Origin of the sequence: Mesorhizobium sp. C372A, assembly GCF_030323245.1 — a bacterium.
GTDB lineage: Bacteria > Pseudomonadota > Alphaproteobacteria > Rhizobiales > Rhizobiaceae > Mesorhizobium.
On sequence record NZ_CP100475.1, the window covers coordinates 1,886,024 to 1,904,699 of the forward strand.

18 protein-coding genes are annotated in these 18,676 nt (G+C 64.9%); 16 read left to right on the forward strand and 2 right to left on the reverse strand.

Translation table 11 applies throughout. From position 1 onward, the window contains the following. Positions 1 to 128: 128 nt before the first annotated feature. On the forward strand, positions 129 to 1,184 hold the full coding sequence (locus tag NLY42_RS08860) for an ABC transporter permease (protein WP_023755612.1): 1,056 nt from the start codon (positions 129 to 131) through the stop codon (positions 1,182 to 1,184). Further along, complete coding sequence (locus NLY42_RS08865) at positions 1,181 to 2,125, forward strand: ABC transporter permease (protein ID WP_023683938.1); 945 nt, start codon at positions 1,181 to 1,183, stop codon at positions 2,123 to 2,125. The genes NLY42_RS08860 and NLY42_RS08865 overlap by 4 nt, the downstream gene beginning before the upstream one ends. A gap of 24 nt (positions 2,126 to 2,149) precedes the next feature. Here NLY42_RS08865 and NLY42_RS08870 read toward each other — a convergent pair whose 3' ends face one another. Beyond that, positions 2,150 to 2,917 carry an SDR family NAD(P)-dependent oxidoreductase gene (locus NLY42_RS08870; protein ID WP_023686096.1) on the reverse strand — a complete coding sequence of 256 codons (768 nt, stop codon included), beginning with the start codon at positions 2,915 to 2,917 and terminating at the stop codon, positions 2,150 to 2,152. 232 nt (positions 2,918 to 3,149) lie between these two features. Here NLY42_RS08870 and NLY42_RS08875 point away from each other — a divergent pair, with 232 nt between their 5' ends. Next, positions 3,150 to 3,305: a hypothetical protein gene (locus NLY42_RS08875; protein WP_023670454.1), complete on the forward strand. Its 156-nt coding sequence runs from the start codon at positions 3,150 to 3,152 to the stop codon at positions 3,303 to 3,305. 170 nt (positions 3,306 to 3,475) lie between these two features. After that, positions 3,476 to 4,435, forward strand: coding sequence for an LLM class flavin-dependent oxidoreductase (locus tag NLY42_RS08880; RefSeq protein ID WP_023732922.1), 960 nt, complete (start codon positions 3,476 to 3,478; stop codon positions 4,433 to 4,435). A gap of 195 nt (positions 4,436 to 4,630) precedes the next feature. Here NLY42_RS08880 and NLY42_RS08885 read toward each other — a convergent pair whose 3' ends face one another. Further along, positions 4,631 to 5,299 (reverse strand): cysteine hydrolase family protein, encoded by a 669-nt coding sequence (locus NLY42_RS08885; RefSeq protein WP_023686098.1) that lies wholly within the window; start codon positions 5,297 to 5,299, stop codon positions 4,631 to 4,633. A 325-nt stretch (positions 5,300 to 5,624) separates the two neighbouring features. Between NLY42_RS08885 and exbB the strand changes: the two genes are divergently transcribed. The 12 genes from exbB to NLY42_RS08945 all read left to right on the forward strand — a co-directional run bounded on the left by exbB (position 5,625) and on the right by NLY42_RS08945 (position 18,638). Continuing rightward, on the forward strand, positions 5,625 to 6,614 hold the full coding sequence (gene exbB / locus NLY42_RS08890) for a tonB-system energizer ExbB (RefSeq protein ID WP_023756510.1): 990 nt from the start codon (positions 5,625 to 5,627) through the stop codon (positions 6,612 to 6,614). A gap of 6 nt (positions 6,615 to 6,620) precedes the next feature. Further along, entirely contained in the window at positions 6,621 to 7,079 is a 459-nt protein-coding gene (exbD, locus tag NLY42_RS08895) for a TonB system transport protein ExbD (protein WP_023752670.1), read from the forward strand. After that, on the forward strand, positions 7,076 to 8,032 hold the full coding sequence (locus tag NLY42_RS08900; protein WP_023756511.1) for an energy transducer TonB: 957 nt from the start codon (positions 7,076 to 7,078) through the stop codon (positions 8,030 to 8,032). The genes exbD and NLY42_RS08900 overlap by 4 nt, the downstream gene beginning before the upstream one ends. A 171-nt stretch (positions 8,033 to 8,203) precedes the next feature. Continuing rightward, the gene (locus tag NLY42_RS08905; RefSeq protein ID WP_023700174.1) at positions 8,204 to 9,298 is read left to right on the forward strand and encodes a transporter substrate-binding protein; all 1,095 of its coding nucleotides are present in this window, start codon (positions 8,204 to 8,206) and stop codon (positions 9,296 to 9,298) included. After that, the gene (locus NLY42_RS08910) at positions 9,295 to 9,909 is read left to right on the forward strand and encodes an ANTAR domain-containing response regulator (RefSeq protein ID WP_023755966.1); all 615 of its coding nucleotides are present in this window, start codon (positions 9,295 to 9,297) and stop codon (positions 9,907 to 9,909) included. The genes NLY42_RS08905 and NLY42_RS08910 overlap by 4 nt, the downstream gene beginning before the upstream one ends. Then, a complete protein-coding gene (locus NLY42_RS08915) occupies positions 9,887 to 10,789 on the forward strand; it encodes an ABC transporter permease (RefSeq protein WP_023755965.1) in 903 nt (300 codons plus the stop codon). Before NLY42_RS08910 ends, NLY42_RS08915 begins: the two co-directional genes overlap by 23 nt. Before the next feature lie 13 nt (positions 10,790 to 10,802). Continuing rightward, positions 10,803 to 11,723: an ABC transporter permease gene (locus tag NLY42_RS08920; RefSeq protein ID WP_023698726.1), complete on the forward strand. Its 921-nt coding sequence runs from the start codon at positions 10,803 to 10,805 to the stop codon at positions 11,721 to 11,723. A gap of 76 nt (positions 11,724 to 11,799) precedes the next feature. Beyond that, positions 11,800 to 13,395, forward strand: coding sequence for an ABC transporter substrate-binding protein (locus NLY42_RS08925; RefSeq protein WP_444849001.1), 1,596 nt, complete (start codon positions 11,800 to 11,802; stop codon positions 13,393 to 13,395). Further along, the gene (locus NLY42_RS08930) at positions 13,385 to 14,329 is read left to right on the forward strand and encodes an acetamidase/formamidase family protein (RefSeq protein WP_023755964.1); all 945 of its coding nucleotides are present in this window, start codon (positions 13,385 to 13,387) and stop codon (positions 14,327 to 14,329) included. The genes NLY42_RS08925 and NLY42_RS08930 overlap by 11 nt, the downstream gene beginning before the upstream one ends. A 187-nt stretch (positions 14,330 to 14,516) precedes the next feature. Then, positions 14,517 to 16,298: an ABC transporter ATP-binding protein gene (locus tag NLY42_RS08935; RefSeq protein WP_023755963.1), complete on the forward strand. Its 1,782-nt coding sequence runs from the start codon at positions 14,517 to 14,519 to the stop codon at positions 16,296 to 16,298. Between the two features lie 128 nt (positions 16,299 to 16,426). Then, the gene (locus NLY42_RS08940) at positions 16,427 to 17,377 is read left to right on the forward strand and encodes a hypothetical protein (protein WP_031202896.1); all 951 of its coding nucleotides are present in this window, start codon (positions 16,427 to 16,429) and stop codon (positions 17,375 to 17,377) included. Between the two features lie 49 nt (positions 17,378 to 17,426). Next, entirely contained in the window at positions 17,427 to 18,638 is a 1,212-nt protein-coding gene (locus tag NLY42_RS08945) for a hypothetical protein (RefSeq protein WP_023755962.1), read from the forward strand. Positions 18,639 to 18,676 lie beyond the last annotated feature (38 nt).

The window sequence follows — 18,676 nt, forward strand, 5'->3', positions numbered from 1 at the left end:
TCGCCACAGCTGCAAGAGGGGAGTTGCATAGGGCCCAGATCCCTTCTCCCCGTGTCTATACGGGGAGAAGGTGCCGGCAGGCGGATGAAGGGCGGCGCGACCGTCTGGGCGGCGGAGGGGCATAGCTGATGTTCCGCCTCGAAGCCCGCAGTTCCACCCCCGCCTGGTTCAATCTCGCTTTGCCGCTGCTGGCCATCGGCGCAGCGCTGGTCCTGTGCAGCGGCCTCATCGCGCTGGCCGGCGCCGGCGTGCTTGAGGCCTATGGCGTGATGCTGTCGGCCTCGTTCGGCGACAGCTATGCCATCACCGAAACGCTGGTGCGCGCCGCCCCGATGATCTTCACCGGGCTGGCTGTGGCCGTCGCCTTCCGGGCCAAATTCTGGAACATCGGCGCCGAGGGCCAATTGCTGGCCGGCGCCGTGGCCAGCTGCTTCGTCGGCGCCATCCCAATGCCGGGCGCGCTGGCGATCCTGTCGATGGCGCTGGCGGGCGCTGCTGCCGGTGCCGCGGTAGCGCTGGTGCCCGCGACGCTCAGGGTCAAATTCAAGGTGGATGACGTCGTCAGCTCGCTGCTGCTCAACTCGGTCATCTACTATGCGCTGATGGCGCTGATCGAGGGGCCGTGGAAGGACTCGTTCAGCGGCTATCCGATCTCGCCGCCGATCGAGGATTCGGCGAATTTCCCGGTGCTGCTCGAAGGCACAAGGCTGCATCTGGGTGTCATCGCCGCGTTGATCGCGGCACCGTTGATCTGGCTCCTGATCGTGCGGACCACGCTCGGCTTCCGGATCAGGGTCACCGGCGAAAGCCCGGAAGCCGCCCGCTATGGCGGCATACATGTCGAGCGGGTGCTGATCTCGACGGCGCTGCTGTCGGGCGCGCTGGCCGGGCTTGCCGGCGTCGGCGAGGTCGGCGGCGTGCATTTCCAGGTGATGAGCGACATTTCGCCGGGCTATGGCTATTCCGGCATCGTCGTTGCCATGCTGGCCAGGCTCAATCCGCTCGGCGTCGTACCGGCGGCGATCTTCCTGGCCGCCGTGATGACCGGCGCCGAAGCGATGTCGCGCGCCACCGGCGTGCCGGCGTTCCTCAGCGATGTCATCCAGGGCACGGCGCTGCTCGCCATGCTGGTGGCGCTGCTGTTCACGGCCTATCGCATCCGCCGCGTCGGTGCCGCCTTATGAGCGCGGTGTTCGAACAGATCTTTCAGGTCGGCTTCCTCGCCGCCATTATCCGCATCGCCACGCCGCTGGCATTTGCCACGCTGGGCGAGATGTTCTCCGAGCGGGCCGGCGTGCTCAATCTCGGTATCGAAGGCATCATGCTGCTCTGCGCGATGACCGGCTTCACCGCCGCCAGCCTCAGCGGCAGCCTGTGGCTCGGCGTGCTGGCCGCGGTGTTGACCGGCATGGCGATGAGCGCGCTGCATGCGCTGTTCACGGTGGCGCTCGGCCTCAGCCAGCATGTCTGCGGCATCGGCGTTACTTTGTTCTCGTCCGGCCTTGCCTATTTCCTCTACCGTCTGACCTTCGGCCAGCAATCGGTGCCGCCCAGCATCAAGGGTTTTCAGACGGTGCCGATCCCGCTGCTGTCGGATATTCCGGTTCTGGGGTCAGCGGTTTTCAACCAGTTTGCGCTGGTCTACTTGGCAATCATTGCCATCCCGCTCGCTGCTTTCGTGCTCGACCGCACGCCTTGGGGGCTGTCGGTGCGGATGGTCGGCGAGAACCCGCGCGCCGCTGATTCCGCTGGGGTCAGCGTCATCGCCACGCGCTTCCAGGCGGTCATCCTCGGCGGTGCGCTGATGGGGCTTGCGGGCGCCTTCCTCACCATGGCACAGTTCAACGCCTTCACCTTTGGTGTCGTGTCGGGCCGTGGCTGGGTGGCGATCGCGCTGGTCGTGTTCGGCCGCTGGGACCCGTGGCGCTCTGCGGGCGCGGCGCTGCTGTTCGCCTTCGTCGATGCGCTACAATTGCGCATGCAGGCGAGCGGCCTCGGGCATATTCCCTATGAGACGTTCTTGATGCTGCCGTTCATTTTCACCATCGTCGCGATGGCCGTGATGTCACGCAACGCGGTTGCGCCGTCGGCGCTGCTGAAGCCGTTTCGACGAGAAGAGCGGTAAGCGAGTAGGCCAAGCCTGGGATACTCACATCGCCGTAAAACCATTATCGACAAACAGATGCGTCCCGTTAACGAAGCTGGACTCATCGCTGGCGAGGTACAGCGCTGCCTTGGCCACTTCCTCCGGCTCACCGATGCGGCCCTGCTGTGCGGCCAATGCGGCGTCCGACACGTCGACGCCGAGCTTGCCGAGATCGGCGACCTCGCGCAGGCCGTGCGGCGTGCGGATGAAGCCGGGACAGACGGCGTTGCAGCGTATGTTGCGGTCGCGGAATTCGACTGCGATGGCGCGCGCGAACATGTGGCAGGCGCCCTTGGTGGTGTCGTAGAGCACCTCCATGGGTGTGGCCGCCACAGCCGAGATCGACGAGGTGCAGACGATCGAACCGCCACCGGCAGCGATCATGCCCGGCAACACGGCGCGCGTCATCAGGAACATCGAGCGGACATTGACCGCATGCAGCCAGTCCCATTCCTGCACTGTCGTCTCCAGGAACGGCTTTATCACGATGGTGCCGGCATGGTTGAACAACACCGTGGCCGGGCCGAGCCTGGCAGTCGCCGCCTTCACTGCGGCCTCGACCTGCGCCTCGTCCGAGACGTCGGCCACCCAGTGTTCGGCGATATGTCCCCGCGCGCGTATCGCCGCCGCAGTGGCTGCCGCCGCCTCGCCATTGCGGTCGATGATCGCCACCTTGGCGCCTTCGGCGGCGAACAATTCCGAGGCCGCTCCGCCCATTCCGGTCGCGCCGCCCGAGATGATTGCAATCTTGCCGGCTAGTCTTGTACCCATGTTCTGTTCCCGTTCCCGATCGAAATGATCCGCATTTATGCCGGAATGGCGATGCTATCGCCTATGCAGACGTCGGCCAAGCTTGTCGCTCGCTTGTCGCCAGCAGGGGTCCCCCAGCAATCCAAAACCAAATAATAAGGCATACTGAGAAAATCGTTCTACATATCGCCAAAAAATAGCACTCGACAAAGTCTACTGATTTTATAGATTAATCCGCAAGACGGAGGTCGATATGTCCTATATCCAGAACGCCGAGACGGACCGCACCAGCCAGAGGCTGGCCAATAGCCAGGCTTTCCGCCCGGCCTATGCCGGCGCCTTCGCCTATCTCGTCTTTGCCCTTGCGTTCGTGTTCACCGGGGCAGTCGTGCTCGGCTTGATTCCCTGACCCGTTCAGGCCGAAGGGTGGCGACCTATCGCTTTCAGTGAGTGACCGGAGTTGATGAACCGAATGCGGATGCGCTTTGGCGCTGACCGCTTGTTTTTACGCATGTCGTCGTCTCAAAAACCGGGGCCACTTTTGGGCGACATACATCCAACGTGATGGAGGAGATGGCAATGCCGATCGAGTTCACGCATGTTCCCGGTAAAACGCATGCCGCCGACGCCGGTTCGGCCGTTCCGTTCTTCTATGATTTCGTCGAGACGGCGACAAAGCTGTCGCTGATCGAGGATTCCGGCTTCCAGAACATCGTCGTCGACGACCCGGCCGGGCTGTTGACCAATATGGACATCGCCGCCCAGGCGCTGGACCGCACCTCGTCGCTGGAAGTGGTGCTGACGCACTGGGCCGGCGTGATCGCGCCTGCGGTTGCGGCGCGGCAACTGGCGGCGCTCGACGCCAGGAGCGGCGGCCGGCTGGCGCTGAGGATGCTGAGCGAGCCGCTGGATGACGACGATGCCGAGACGCGTCCGGTCGGCCACACCGTGGTCTGGCAGCGCATCGACGAATATCTGGTGCTGCTGAAGCGGCTGTGGTCGAACGACCGGCCCTTCGACCATGAAGGTGCGTTCTACAGCATCAAGGGTGGCTATGTGCCGCGCAAGGGGCCGCATGGCGTCGATATCACCATCCGCATGGGTGGCCAGTCCGGCACGGCGCTGAAGGTCGCCGGCCGCCATGCCGACGTCTTCGAGCTGGCGCCTGGTTCGCCCGACGAGATCCGCCAGCTGATGGAACGGGCGCGCAGCGCCGCCGCCGAGCATGGCCGCGCCGGCAAGCTGCGTTTTGCGCTTCCGGTCCGGGTCCGCTCGGAGGGTGGCGCCTCTACCGTCGGACACAAGGCGGTCGAACTTTCCGGACCACCGGCGCAGATCGCCCTGTCGCTGCTGTCCTATGCGGCGCTGGGCATCAGCGAGTTCATGATCGTTGGCGTCGACAGGCCGCGCGAGATCGCCGGCGTCGGCCGCGAGACGATCGCGCTCTTGCGTAATTCGCTGGCACGCCGTGAGGCGGAGGTGCCGCAGCCCGGCGCGTTTGCCTCGCGGGGCGGGTCGGATATTCACGCAGCTGGGTAGCGAGATCGCGATCGGGAACGCCGGCGGGGACAGCACCCCCCTCTGTCCTGCCGGACATCTCCCCCTCAAAGGGGAAGATTGGCAGCTTGAGCGCCGGCTCTCAACGTTGGTAATTGGCGAAAGCCGACGTGATGTCTGATCGCCCTCCTTGCGGGGGATGCCCGGCAGGGCAGAGGGGTGCTGTCCCGCCAGCGTCTAATCACCACTCAGCACTGCCAGCGCCTCCAACACCGCGTCAGATTCCGTCAGCGTACCAAATACCCCGTCCTCCACCGTCACCATATGCAGCGCCGCGTCATGCGCGTATTGGTCGCCGCTGGCGCAGGCATCGGCGATGGTCAGGCACTGGAAATTGCGGTCGCAGGCCTCGCGCAGCGTCGTGTGCACGCAGACATCGGTCGTGCAGCCGGAAAAGATCAGATGGGTGATGCCGCGTGCGCGCAGCACAAGTTCCAGGTCGGTGTAGGTGAAGGCGCTGTTGCAGGTCTTGTCGACGATGATGTCGTGCGGCGCGACGTCGATGTCGGCGACGATCTGAAAGCCGGGGCCGGAGCGCAGCAGCACGTCGGTGCCTTCGAGACCCGCCCGCTTGCGGCGCCATCTCTCGTACGGCGTCATGTCGGCCATGTCGCCGCGATATCCCTGCCTGGTGTGAATGATGGTGAGGCCGGCCGCGCGTGCCGCTGATATCAGTCGGTTGACTGTCGGCAGGATGGCGCGCAGCGGCGCGGGGTCATAACCCTTCCTGGCGAAATAGCCGGTCGGCGAGAGGAAATCCTCCTGCAGGTCGATGACCAGCAACGCGGTGTTTGCCGGCACCAGCCGGCCGTCATAGGGGAAATCGAACGGTATCGCCTTGATCATCGCAGCCTGCCTCAATTGCTGCCCGGTATCGTGGCCCAGCAACCCTGCGGCCGTCCATCCCTCAGTGCGACGACACCAGGTAGACCGATCCCAGCACGATGTGCCGTTGAGACATCGCGCCCACAATCGTTGGCCAAAAAAGCCATCTTGTTTGTTGACTAGTAAACTCATGTTTTATAGTCAAGCAGGGCACTCGGCCGCCTGAATTGTTTCCAGCGGCTGTGCCGCGTTTGAGAGAAGCCAGAACCAGTGGCTGGATTTCCGGGGTCGACATTCCGTCACCGACCAGCCGATCGTACGTGCAATGACGAAGCGAGGAAGAAGCGTGTCCAGAAATGGTTTGTTGGCGGCGCTGGCCGCGATCATGCTGTCGGCCGGCAGCGCTGCTGCGCAAGAGCAGCCAAACACGCAGCCCAGGGTGACGACGGAACCCGCTGCAGCTGCCCGGTCGGCGGCCCAGCCTTCCCCGGTCGCAGTCGAACGGCCCGCACCGGCTGCGCCTGTCGCGCCGGCTTCGCCAACTGCCGGGCAGGCGGCGCCGACCGCGCCACAGCCGGCAACCCAGCCCGGTGCATCCGCGCAGGCCGAGCCTTCGGCAATATCGCTGACGCTGCCGCACGATCTGTCGCCCTGGGGCATGTTCATGGCCGCCGACATCATCGTCAAGGCGGTGATGATCGGGTTGGCCTTCGCCTCGCTCGTCACCTGGACGGTGTGGCTGGCCAAATCGCTGGAGATTCTCTTCGGCAAGCTCGGCGCCCGTCGCGCTGCGCGCGCCATCGGCAATGCCGCCACGCTGCGCCAGGCCGGGCGCGCGCTTGGCAACAGTGGCGGCCCCGGTGCGCTTTTGGTGCGGGCGGCCGAGGAAGAGACTGCCCTTTCGGCCGGTGCGCTCGGCCATGTTACCGGCGACGGGCTGAAGGAACGAGTGACGTCGCGCCTGTCGCGCATCGAGGCGGCGGCGGCGCGGCGCGTGTCGCGCGGCACCGGCGTGCTGGCGACGATCGGCTCGACGGCGCCCTTCGTGGGCTTGTTCGGCACCGTCTGGGGCATCATGAACGCCTTCATCGGCATCTCGCAGGCGCAGACCACCAACCTCGCGGTCGTCGCGCCCGGCATCGCCGAGGCGCTGCTCGCCACGGCGATGGGCCTGGTCGCGGCCATTCCCGCGGTGGTCATCTACAACGTCTTTGCGCGGTCGATAGCCGGCTACCGGCAGCTTCTTGCCGATGCCTCGGCCGGGGTCGAACGGCTGGTCAGCCGCGATCTCGATTTCCGCACGGTGCCGCAGGCGCCCGCGCTGGCGGCGGAGTGATGGGCCATGGCGGCTAGAATTCGCGAGGCTATCGATGGCGATCTCGAAGAAAACCACGAGATCAATGTCACCCCGTTCATCGACGTCATCCTGGTGCTGCTGATCATCTTCATGGTCGCTGCCCCCTTGGCGACAGTCGACGTCAATGTCGATCTGCCGGGTTCGACGGCGACGCCAGCACCCCGGCCGGAAACGCCGCTGTTCCTGACGCTGAAGGACGATCTGACGCTGGCGATCGGCAATGACAGCGTGTCGCGCCAGGCTTTCGCCGCGGTGCTCGACGGCAGAACCAAGGGCGACAAGCAGACCCGCATCTTCCTGCGTGCCGACAAGGCGGTCGGTTATGGCGAGCTGATGGAGGTGATGAACCTGCTGCGCGGCGCCGGTTATCTGAAGATCGCGCTGGTGGGGCTGGAGACGGTGCCGGCGGACGCATCCGCGGCGCACCCGGGCGCCGCCCCGTGACGCAACTGGCCGCCGCCGCCCCCGCGGCCGACCCGCCGCGCGCCGGCGTGCGCGAAATTGGCTTGTGGGCGGCTGCGGCCATTGTCATTGTCGGCGCGCATGTCGCGATCGTCTATGCCGTCCAGAGCTTCAGCCTGGCCAACATGGCCGATGGCGGCCCGCCGCCGGCTGTGGCTATCGAGCTGTCGCCGATGATGGTGGCGCCGGCGGTGCGGGTGGACTCAGCGGCCGACGTGGTGACGCCCGAGCCGCCGAACCAGATCGAGGAGGCGGTTGCCGAACTGAAGCCCGTCGTAGAGCCCGAGCCCGGTAAGCCGGAGCCGGTCACCGAGAAGAGGGAAGCGGCTCAACTCGCCGCTCCGATCGAGACGGCAGCGGCCGAGCAGTCCGATCAATCGCCGCCGCTGGATGAGGTGGTGCCCGACATCGTCCCGGCCATAGCGCCGGATGTGGTCATTCCGCTGCCCCAGACCAAGCCGGCGGAGACCAAGCCGGTGGAGGCCAAGCCGATCGAGAAGGCGAAGAAGGCTGCCGAAAAACCCAAGCCGAAACCGAAAGAGAAGAAGGAAAAGGCCGCGCCGGCGAAAGCGGTCGTGACCGCCAGTGTCGATCAAAAGGCAGCGGCGAAGGCGTCGGCGCCGAAGGCTTCGCAATCGAGAGGATCATCAGTCAGTGCAAGCAAATGGAACTCCCAGCTGATCGGATGGATCAATCGGCACAAGCGCTACCCGAGCGCGGCAAGGTCGCGGCGCGCCGTGGGTACCGCAAATGTGACCTTCGTCGTCAGCGCTTCGGGCAAGGTGACCTCCGTCCGGCTGACACGATCTTCGGGGGACGCCGATCTCGATCGCGCCGCGCTCGGCATTCTGCAGGGTGCGACGGTGCCCGCGCCACCGCCTGAGAAGGCCGGGACGGCTGTCGTGGCGCCTTTGATGTTCACGCTGCGGAACTAGAAGCAGCCGGACAAGGCCGATCCCATGACCACGTACTTTCCCGCTTGACTGACCCGCCGGACCGAATACGCTAGCGTAAAATACCGGCCTTGGTCGCCGGGCGGCAAATATGCCTCGCATGCCTCGCCCTCCGGCGCTGGCTGCGGGGCATTGTCATTTCTGAGGATCGGTTTGAAACGGCGTATCGAGATCGGCATCCTGTACTCCCGCTCGGGCAGCTATCAGCTGGTCTCCGATGCGTGCCGGATGGGCGCCATGCGCGCCATCGCCGACATCAATGCCGATCGGAGCTATGGCATCGAACTGGTTCCGGTCGAGCGCGATCCGCAAAGTAATGCCGATCGCTACGCGACTTTGTGCGAAGATATTTTCAGGACCAGCAGCGCGCGCCATGTCGTCGGTTGCGTCACCTCCTGGAGCCGCAAGGAAACCATCCCGGTGCTGGAGAAGGCCGGCGGCATGCTCTGGTATGCCTGTCCCTATGAAGGGTTCGAGGCCAACGAGCATGTCGTCTACATGCACGCCTGCCCCAACCAGCATCTGGTTCCGCTGATGGCGCATGTCGTGCCGCGTTTCGGCGCCAACGGCTTCCTGCTCGGCTCGAACTACATTTGGGGCTGGGAGATGAACCGCGTGGCGCGCGACCTGATCGCGGATGCCGGCGGCAAAGTGCTGGGCGAGCGCTATCTGCGCATCGGCGAGACCGACGTGTCGCGGCTGATCGCGGAAATCCGGGCGACGAGGCCGAGCTTCATCCTCAACAATCTGATCGGCACCTCATCCTACGCCTTCCTGGCGGCTTACCGCGAGCTGGGCGACGAGGATGCGGCATTCAGGCCGGAAAACTGCCCCGTCATCTCCTGCAACCTCACCGAAGGCGAGTTGCCGGCGATCGGCGATACAGGGAAAGGGCATCTGTCGGTCGGGCCCTATTTCGCGCCCCGGCCGGCTGCCTTCGCTTCGTCCTTCGAGGCCTCCGCCTATGCCTCGGTGCAGGTGATGGCCGACGTGCTGTCGCGCGACACTGATGCCGGCCCGGCGGAATTTTCCAAAGCCTTCGCCGAGCGGCGCTTCTCCACCCGGCTCGGGCCGATCGCCATCGACGCCCACTCCCAGCACGCGACGCTGCCGGTGATCATCGGCCGGATCGCCGATGGCTTCTTCGAGGTCGTCAGCCAGGAGGATGAGGTCGCGCCGGATCCATATCTGTCGCGCTACGACCCCGCCAAGACATTCGGCCGTCCGCGTCTGAGAGTGGTGTCATGACCCGGACGCGCATCCCCAATCTCGGCGGCGCGCGGGCTTTCATCCTGCATCGCCCGCATCCGACGGTGCAGGCCATCACCAGGCAATTGTCGGCCATCGGCCTGGCTACGATCGACTGCTGGCCGGAATTGCCGCCGGAAGCTCTCGCCGCCGATTTCGTCTTCTTCGATGCCGATCTCGGTTTCGACGAGCAATTCCCGTGGAAGCCGAGCGAGGCGCCGATGCCGCTGGTGGCGCTGATCGGTTCCGAGGCGCCGGGGCGTATCGAATGGGCGCTGTCGCACAAGGCCGATGCGCAGCTGCTGAAGCCGGTCGGCAATGCCGGCGTCTACAGCGCTCTGTTGATCGCGAGACAGAGTTTCGAGGCCCGAAAACATTTAGCCGGCGAGATAGCGTCGCTGCGCCAGCGCGTCGCCGAGCGCCAGACCATCGTGCGCGCGGTGACGGCCTTGTCGAAAGGCAGCGACGACGAGCGCGCCTATGCGCAGCTGCGTTCGCTGGCGATGAGCTGGCAGATCAGCGTCGAGGATGCCGCGCGTCGGATCGTGGCAATGACAAGCGAGGAAGCGACGGGGGAAGAAGGCGGCGATGACCAGTCCCATCGCGCCTGATCTACCGGTGCGCATGCCGGCAAAACCGCGCGCCGGTGTCTGGCGCCGGCTGGTGAAACGCCGCCTCGCGCTGCTCGGCCTGGTCATCGTCGCCATTGTCCTTGCCGGCGCTGTGCTGGCGCCCCGGCTGACCGGCTATGACCCCAACGAGCAGATGTTCGACGGCCTGACCATCGAGGGCTCGCCGCTGCCGCCCAGCGCCCAGTACTGGCTCGGCACCGACCTGCTCGGACGTGACCTCTTGACCCGCATCCTCTACGGCGCCCGCACCTCGCTCATCATCGGCATCGTCGCCAATGGCGTGGCGCTTTTGATCGGCACTTTGGTGGGCGTCACCGCAGGCTATTTCCGCGGCTGGATCGGCAGCGCGCTGATGCGCTTCACCGATCTGATGATGGCGTTCCCGGCGCTGCTGCTCGCCATCTGCCTGGCGGCAGTGTTTCAGCCCAGCCTGTGGATCGTCGCCATGGTCATCGCGCTGGTCAACTGGGTGCAGACGGCGCGTGTCATCTACACCGAGACATCGTCGCTGGCCGAACGCGAGTTCATCGATGCCGAGCGCAGCATCGGCGCCGGCGCGCCGCGCATCCTGTTTCGCCACATCCTGCCGCATCTCCTGCCCACCATCATCGTCTGGGGCACGCTCGGCATTTCCACCACGGTGCTGCTGGAGGCGACGCTTTCCTTCCTCGGCATCGGCGTGCAGCCGCCGACCGCGTCGTGGGGCAACATCATTTTCGAGAACCAGACCTATTTCCAGGCCGCGCCCTGGCTGGTGTTCTTCCCCGGCGCCGCAATCCTCGCGTTGGCGCTGGCCTTCAATCTGATCGGCGACGCGTTGCGCGACATCCTCGATCCGACGCAAAGGGGCCGGGAATAATGGGGGGCCGGTCATGATCGCCTATCTCGGCCGCCGGCTGATCCAGTCGCTGCTCATCCTGCTTGGCGTCTCGCTGATCACTTTTGCGCTGCTCTACCTCTTGCCGGCCGACCCGGTGCGGCAGATCGCCGGCCGCAGTGCCACGCCGCAGACGGTGGAAAACATCCGCCAGCAACTCGGCCTCGACCAGCCTTTCGTGGTCCAGTACTGGCACTATCTGACGAAGCTACTCAGCGGCGATCTCGGCCGCTCCTACATCCAGCGCTCGGAGGTCACCGAACTCATCGTCTCGCGGCTGCCGGCCAGCCTGCTTTTGATGGTCGGCGCCATCCTTTGCGAATTGCTGATCGGGCTCTCGATGGGCCTGATCGCGGCCGTCAAGCGCGGCACCGCCACCGACCAGACGCTGATGGTCGCCTCCTTCGTCGGCGTCTCGGCGCCGCAATTCGTGGTTGGCCTGTTGCTGCTCTACGTCTTTGCCGTGCGGCTAAGCTGGTTTCCGATCGGCGGCTACGGCACATGGCGCCATCTGGTGCTGCCGTCGTTGACCATGGGCGTACTCGGCGCCGGCTGGTATGCGCGCATGATGCGCTCGTCGATGATAGACGTCCTGCGCCAGGATTATGTCCGCACGGCGCGGGCCAAGGGCCTGGCGCGCAGCGCCATCATATTCCGCCACGCACTGCCGAATGCCATCCTGCCGGTCATCGCCATGATCGGCATCGACATCGGCATCTTCATGGGCGGCATCGTCGTCGTCGAAAGCGTGTTCGGCTGGCCCGGCATCGGTCAGCTGGCGTGGCAGGCGATCCAGCGCGTCGACATTCCGATCATCATGGGCGTCACGCTGGTGTCGGCCTTCGCCATCGTGCTCGGCAATCTGCTCGCCGACATCATCGCGCCGTTCATCGATCCCCGCATCAAGCTCAGATGAAAATGAAACAGAGAAAGGGAACACAACAATGAAAAAGTTTCTCGCATCCACAGTCGCGGCATCCGCCTTGGCCCTCATGCTCGGCATGACAAGCGTCCGCGCCGAAGACACGGTCGATCCCAACGCCAAGCAAGGCGGCGCCATCACCATCACCTACAAGGACGATGTTGCGACCCTCGATCCGGCGATCGGCTATGACTGGCAGAACTGGTCGATGATCAAGAGCCTGTTCGATGGGCTGATGGATTACGAGCCGGGCACCACCAATTTGAAGCCCGACCTCGCCGAAAGCTACGAGATTTCGCCCGACGGCCAGACCTTCACCTTCAAGCTGCGCCATGGCGTGAAATTCCACAATGGCCGCGAGATGACGGCCGACGACGTGAAATATTCGCTTGACCGCGTCACCAATCCGAAGACGCAGAGCCCCGGCGCTGGCTTCTTCGGCTCGATCAAGGGCTATGACGATGTCGCCGCCGGCAAGGCCGAAGGCCTTTCCGGCGTCACCGTCGTCGATCCCTACACGGTGAAGTTCGAGCTGACCCGGCCCGACGCCACCTTCCTGCATGTCATGGCCATCAATTTCGCCCATGTCGTGCCGAAGGAAGAGGTCGAGAAATATGGCGCCGATTTCGGCAAGCATCCGGTGGGCACCGGCGCCTTCAAGCTCGCCGAGTGGACACTCGGCCAACGCATCGTCTTCGAGCGCAATGCGGATTACTGGCACAAGGGCCTGCCGCATCTCGACAAGATCACCTTCGAGATCGGCCAGGAACCGATCGTGGCGCTGCTGCGCTTGCAGAAGGGCGAGATCGATGTGCCCGGCGACGGCATTCCGCCGGCAAAATTCCAGGAGGTGATGGCCGATCCCGAGCAGAAGGCGCGCGTCGTCGAAGGCGGTCAGCTGCACACCGGCTACGTCACCATGAACACTACCATGGCGCCGTTCGACAATGTGAAGGTGCGTCAGGCCGTCAACATGGCGCTCAACAAGGCGCGCATCATCCAGATCATCAACGGCCGCGCCGTGCCGGCCAACCAGCCGCTGCCGCCGTCGATGCCGGGCTACGACAAGGAATACAAAGGTTATCCCTATGACGTAGCCAAGGCCAAGGCGCTGCTGGCCGAGGCCGGTCATCCCGATGGTTTCGACACGCAGCTGTTCGCCATGAACACCGATCCCAACCCGCGCATTGCCCAGGCGATCCAGCAGGACCTGGCGGCCATCGGCATCAAGGCCAGCATCCAGTCGCTGGCGCAGGCCAATGTCATCGCCGCCGGCGGTGACAAGGCCGGCGCGCCGATGATCTGGTCGGGCGGCATGGCCTGGATCGCCGACTTCCCCGATCCGTCGAATTTCTACGGCCCGATCCTCGGCTGCGCCGGCGCGGTGCCGGGCGGCTGGAACTGGTCGTGGTACTGCAATAAGGACCTCGACGCCAAGGCGGCCGAGGCGGATTCTGTGGTCGACCCGGCAAAGGCCGGCGAACGCGACAAGATGTGGAGCGCCATCTACGACAAGGTGATGGAAGACGCGCCCTGGGCGCCGGTCTTCAACGAACAGCGCTTCACCATGAAATCCGCCCGAATGGGCGGCGCCGACAACCTCTATGTCGACCCGGTCCATATCCCGATCAACTATGACAATGTGTACGTAAAAGATGTGCAATAGCTGCGACTACACCATCCATGGGCGCCATCACCATTTCGGCTGGGACAATTCCTTTATCCCGGCCGAGCGGGTGGCGCCCGGCGCGACCATCGAGTTCCAGTGCCTCGATGCCGCCGGCGGCCAGCTGAACGCCGACAGCACGGTCGCCGAAATCGTCAAGCTCGACTTCGCCGGGGTCAACCCGGTGACCGGGCCGATCTTCGTCGAGGGCGCCGAGCCGGGTGACGCGCTCAAGGTGACGATCGAGATGTTCAAACCGTCCGGCTTCGGTTGGACGGCGAACATTCCCGGTTTCGGCCTGCTCGCCGACGACTTCACGGAACCGGCGCTGAACATCTGGAAATACGATGCAGCCGCGCTCGAACCGGCGCTGTTCGGGAAAAACGCGCGCGTGCCACTGAAGCCGTTCGCCGGCACCATCGGCAATGCGCCGGCTGAGATGGGGCTTCACTCGGTGGTGCCGCCACGGCGGGTCGGCGGCAATCTCGACATCCGCGATCTCGCTGCCGGCACGACGCTCTATCTGCCGGTTGAGGTGGCCGGCGCGCTGTTCTCGGTCGGCGATACGCACGCCGCACAAGGCGATGGCGAGGTCTGCGGCACGGCGATCGAGAGCCCGATGGACGTCGTGCTCAAGCTCGACCTTGTCAAGGACGCCAAGCTGAAGACGCCGCGCTTCACCACGCCGGGCCCGGTGACGCGCCATCTCGACGCCAAGGGTTACGAGGTGACGACGGGGATTGGGCCGGATCTGATGGCGGGCGCGAAGGAGGCGGTGGCGCAGATGGTCGATCTGCTCGCTGGGCGTTACCAGATCGATCCGGTCGAGGCCTATATGCTGGCCTCGGTGTGCGGGGACCTGCGCATCAGCGAGATCGTCGACATGCCGAACTGGGTGGTGTCGTTCTATTTTCCGCGTTGCGTGTTTGAATGACGGTACGTCGGCGCCGCACCCCCACCCCGCTGCTTCGCAGCGACCCTCCCCACAAGGGGGAGGGTAAAGCGCTGCCACCCTACCTCCCCCTTGTGGGGAGGTCGGACCGGAGGTCCGGGTGGGGGGCAGCGCCAAGGTTTGTGCGAATGGTGCGACGGAACCAATCCGTCGCAGGGCTCCACCCACAATGACCCTCGCCGACACCCCCGTCCTCTCCATCGCCAACCTCTCCGTCAGCGTGCGCGGCGAGGACGGCGAGCGCAATGTAGTCTCCAACCTGTCGCTGACGCTGGCGCGCGGTGAGACGCTTTGCATTGCCGGCGAATCCGGCTCCGGCAAGTCGATGACCGCGCTGGCGATCATGCAGCTTTTGCCGCAGCCGGCGGCGCGCATATCGTCAGGCATGATCCGTCTTCGGGATGGGAATCGGGGCGACACCGACCTAGCAACCCTCGACGAACGCCAGATGCGGCGCATTCGCGGCGACCGCATCGCCATGATCTTCCAGGAGCCGATGACCTCGCTCAATCCGGTGCTGTCGATCGGCCGGCAACTGACCGAATCCATCGAAGCGCATACCAGCCTGTCGTCGGCGCAAGCCCGCCAGCGCGCGATCGAGGCGTTGAAGGCGGTGCGCATTTCGGAGGCGGAAAGCCGGCTAAAGCAGTTTCCGCACGAACTCTCCGGCGGCATGCGCCAGCGGGTGATGATCGCCATGGCGCTGGCGCTCGAGCCCGACGTGCTGATCGCCGATGAGCCGACGACGGCGCTCGACGTCACCGTGCAAGGCGAAGTGCTGGAGCTGTTGCGCGACCTGCAGCGCCAGCATGGCACCAGCGTCATCCTGATCACCCACGATATGGGCGTGGTTGCCGAAATGGCCGACCGGGTCATCGTCATGCGCGACGGCCGCATGGTCGAAGAAGGCACGACATCGGATATTTTTGCCCGCCCGCAGGCCGACTATACGCGCGAACTGCTGGCTGCCGTGCCGCGCATCGGCAGTGGTGTCGGTCGACAGAAATCCAGGGATGCGATTGACGTCTTGAAACCGGCCAATGTCGCCGAGGTCAACGACCTGCAAGTCCGCTTCGATCTGCGTGGCGGCATCTTTGGCCGGGTCACCCGCCGCGTCCACGCCGTCGAGGGCGTCAGCTTCTCGATCGCGCCCAACGAAACGCTTGCTCTGGTCGGCGAATCCGGCTGCGGCAAGTCGACGACCGCCAAGGCGCTGGCCGGACTGGCGCCGTATAGCGGCGACATCGTCATTGGCGGGCGCAATCTCTCCGGTCTTGGCCGCGACGAGCGCAAGGCGGTGCGCCGTGACGTCCAGATGATTTTCCAGGATCCCTTCGCTTCGCTCGATCCGCGCATGCGCGTCGGCGAGCTCGTCGCCGAGCCGCTGGTGATCCATGGCATCGCCTCCAAGGACGAGCGCCGCGAACGGGTAGGGGCGCTGTTCGAGCGCGTCGGCCTGTCGGCCGACCAGATGGAGCTTTACCCGCACGAATTCTCCGGTGGCCAGCGCCAGCGCGTCTGCATCGCCCGAGCGCTGGCGCTACGACCAAAACTGATCATCGCTGACGAAAGCGTCTCCGCGCTCGACGTCTCGGTGCAGGCGCGTGTGCTCGATTTGCTGAAGGAATTGCAGCGCGAATTCGGCGTCGCCTATCTCTTCATCTCGCACGACATGGCGGTGGTCGAGAACATTTCCGACCGCGTTGCCGTCATGTATCTCGGCCAGATCGTCGAGATGGGCACGCGCGACCAGGTGTTTTCCAACCCGCGCCATCCCTACACCAGGCGGCTGATCGACGCCGTGCCGGTGCCCGATCCGGCGCAGCGCAGAACGCGCTTCGCGCGCCTCGACCAGGAAATCCCGAGCGCCACCCGCAGGATCGGGGAGGCGCCGCTGAAGCTGGCGCTGAACGATGTCGGTGGCGGCCATCTGGTTGCTGCGGAAAGCTGAGCCCGCACTGGCTGGCAGCTGTTCTTTTACTTTGTTGAGTACAACCAAGAACTGCCGTCTCGGGTTTACCGCGTCTTAGGTGGACGGCGGCCACTATACGGTCGGAGTTCTTGCCAAGGGGAAAAATAGTGCTCAAGGCGGTTCTGCAGCTGCTGCCGGGTCGGTTCATGGATGTGCGCATGCGCGTATCCGCCGACTACGAGACGCGCGTCGTGGAGCGGCCCGGGCGCTGGATGAAGGCTGCCGAACTGGAGCAGCTGAGCAGCGATCTGCGGCTGGTAGCGTCCAAGACACTGAAGTTCGGCAGCCTGACCTATGGCGTGTTTTCCGGCGACCGCAGCCGGCTGGAACATTCCATCATCACCATTGTCTACCGGCGCAGCGACCGGCAGCCGATCGCCTTCAACTCGCTGGCGCTGATGGAGATATCGCTCGCCGGCAAGCCCTATGAAGTCTTGCACCTCGGTCTGGTCATGATCGATCCCGACGAGCGCAGCCGCGGACTGAGCTGGATCCTCTACGGCCTGACCTGCTTCCTGATGTTTTTGCGCAATCAACTGCGGCCGATCTGGATTTCCAATGTCACCCAGGTACCCGCTGTCGTCGGCATGGTCGCGGAGGCGTTCAGCAATGTGTTCCCAGGACCGCATGCCGGCGCGCGCCGCTCGCTTACCCATGTGCTTCTGGCGCGGCAGATCATGGCGCGCCATCGCCATGTCTTCGGTGTCGGCCCCGAAGCTGGTTTCGACGAAGAGCGCTTCGTCATCACCAACGCCTATACGGGCGGCTCGGACGATCTGAAGAAGACCTTCGACGAGGCGGCCAAGCACCGCGTCGAGACCTTTAACGAGTTCTGCCACAAAGAGCTCGACTACACGCGCGGCGATGATGTGCTGCAGATCGGACAGATGAGCTTTCAGTCGGCGCGCACCTATCTCGCCGACGCGGTTCCGCGCGGCTCGCTTGCCGCCCTTGCGGTAGCAGGTGCGGCGGCCACGCTGCAGCGGCTGGTTTTGCCGGTGGTACACTGGGCGGATAGCAGCCGCCAATGGAATGTGCTGAGACCATGGACACGCTGATGGCTTCATCCGTGATGATGCCTGGGTGTGAGCTGATGGGCGCTGACCGATGAACCTCGACGGCACGCTCGTGGCCGACACCATCACCTCGCTGGCGGCGCTGTTCGGGCTGCTGATCGTGATATCGGTCGTCGGCGGGCGCGACACCGGCGATCCGCTGTCGCGGCGTTTTCTGTTCGGTTTGCGGGTGCTGGCGGTGCTGCTCGCCTGCCGAATCCTCGACTGGACTACCGGCCTCGCACTCTTCCGCTTCGTCACCATCGCGGCGGCGGGCCTGCTGCCGCTGGCCGCACTGCTGCTGACCGAGGGGCTGTTGCGCCGGCATGCGCCGTTTGCGCTAAAGTTCTTTGCCGCCGGCGGCGCCCTGCTGTTGCTACTGCTGGCGCCGATCTCGGAACGCTTTGCCGAGCCATGGCGGATGGCGGTACTACTTGCCTTCCAGTTCGGAGGTTTTCTCGCCATCGGCTGGCTGGTGATGACGCGCGATCGCGACAGCCTGTCGGCGGCCGAAAACCGCACGGTCGAGCGCATGGCGCTGTCGCTGCTGTTGATCATTCCGTTCATGGTCACCGACTACCGGCCCGGCCTGTTCGAAGTGCCGGTTCGGCTTGGCGGCATCGCCATCCTGTTCCTGTGCTGGCTGACGATCGGCCTTGGACGGGCAAGCCTCGGCCATCGCGACACGATCGGCGCCTTTGCCGTCATTGCGCTGAGCTCGGTGTTTGCCGGGCTGGCGCTGGGCGGCATCGACGATCTCGGCTGGCGCGGCAGTGTGCAGGGCGTGGTTATCGTACTTTCCGCAACGCTGCTGGCAGTCATCTACAATGACAGCGTCAGCCTCACCGCCGAGAAGCGCCGCGACTCGTTGCTGAAGCATATGGCCGAGGGTGATCTCACCGATTCGGCGCGCTTCCTGCGCGGCCTGCAGAGCCATATCCTAGTCGACGGTGCGCTTATCCTGCCGGCAGCCGACCTCGGTGATTTCGACCTCAAGGTGCTGGCCCGGACACTGGAGCAGGAGCCCGTGCGCTCGCTCGCCGATGTCCAGCCGGATTCACCCGTGGACGAGAACATACGCGAGCAGTTGGCATGGCTGTTCGAGAAATATGAGGCGACCCATGTACTGCTGGCGACGCTCGATCCGCTGACCGTGGTGGCGCTCAACATGCCGACGCTTGCCTCATCGCCGGGCGTGGAAATGGAGCTGCGGGCAGTCCAGCGCATGGCGATGCTGATTTCGCAGCGGCAGGCGAAGGGTTGATCATACTGAACGGGCCGGCTCTTGCGTCGGCCCGTTGC

Coding starts and splice junctions, on each gene's coding strand:
- NLY42_RS08860 (WP_023755612.1), top strand. CDS start 129: ATGTTCCGCCTCGAAGCCCGCAGTTCCACCCCCGCCTGGTTCAATCTC.
- NLY42_RS08865 (WP_023683938.1), top strand. CDS start 1,181: ATGAGCGCGGTGTTCGAACAGATCTTTCAGGTCGGCTTCCTCGCCGCC.
- NLY42_RS08870 (WP_023686096.1), bottom strand. CDS start 2,917: ATGGGTACAAGACTAGCCGGCAAGATTGCAATCATCTCGGGCGGCGCG.
- NLY42_RS08875 (WP_023670454.1), top strand. CDS start 3,150: ATGTCCTATATCCAGAACGCCGAGACGGACCGCACCAGCCAGAGGCTG.
- NLY42_RS08880 (WP_023732922.1), top strand. CDS start 3,476: ATGCCGATCGAGTTCACGCATGTTCCCGGTAAAACGCATGCCGCCGAC.
- NLY42_RS08885 (WP_023686098.1), bottom strand. CDS start 5,299: ATGATCAAGGCGATACCGTTCGATTTCCCCTATGACGGCCGGCTGGTG.
- exbD (WP_023752670.1), top strand. CDS start 6,621: ATGGCGGCTAGAATTCGCGAGGCTATCGATGGCGATCTCGAAGAAAAC.
- NLY42_RS08910 (WP_023755966.1), top strand. CDS start 9,295: ATGACCCGGACGCGCATCCCCAATCTCGGCGGCGCGCGGGCTTTCATC.
- NLY42_RS08915 (WP_023755965.1), top strand. CDS start 9,887: ATGACCAGTCCCATCGCGCCTGATCTACCGGTGCGCATGCCGGCAAAA.
- NLY42_RS08920 (WP_023698726.1), top strand. CDS start 10,803: ATGATCGCCTATCTCGGCCGCCGGCTGATCCAGTCGCTGCTCATCCTG.
- NLY42_RS08925 (WP_444849001.1), top strand. CDS start 11,800: ATGCTCGGCATGACAAGCGTCCGCGCCGAAGACACGGTCGATCCCAAC.
- NLY42_RS08930 (WP_023755964.1), top strand. CDS start 13,385: ATGTGCAATAGCTGCGACTACACCATCCATGGGCGCCATCACCATTTC.
- NLY42_RS08935 (WP_023755963.1), top strand. CDS start 14,517: ATGACCCTCGCCGACACCCCCGTCCTCTCCATCGCCAACCTCTCCGTC.
- NLY42_RS08945 (WP_023755962.1), top strand. CDS start 17,427: ATGAACCTCGACGGCACGCTCGTGGCCGACACCATCACCTCGCTGGCG.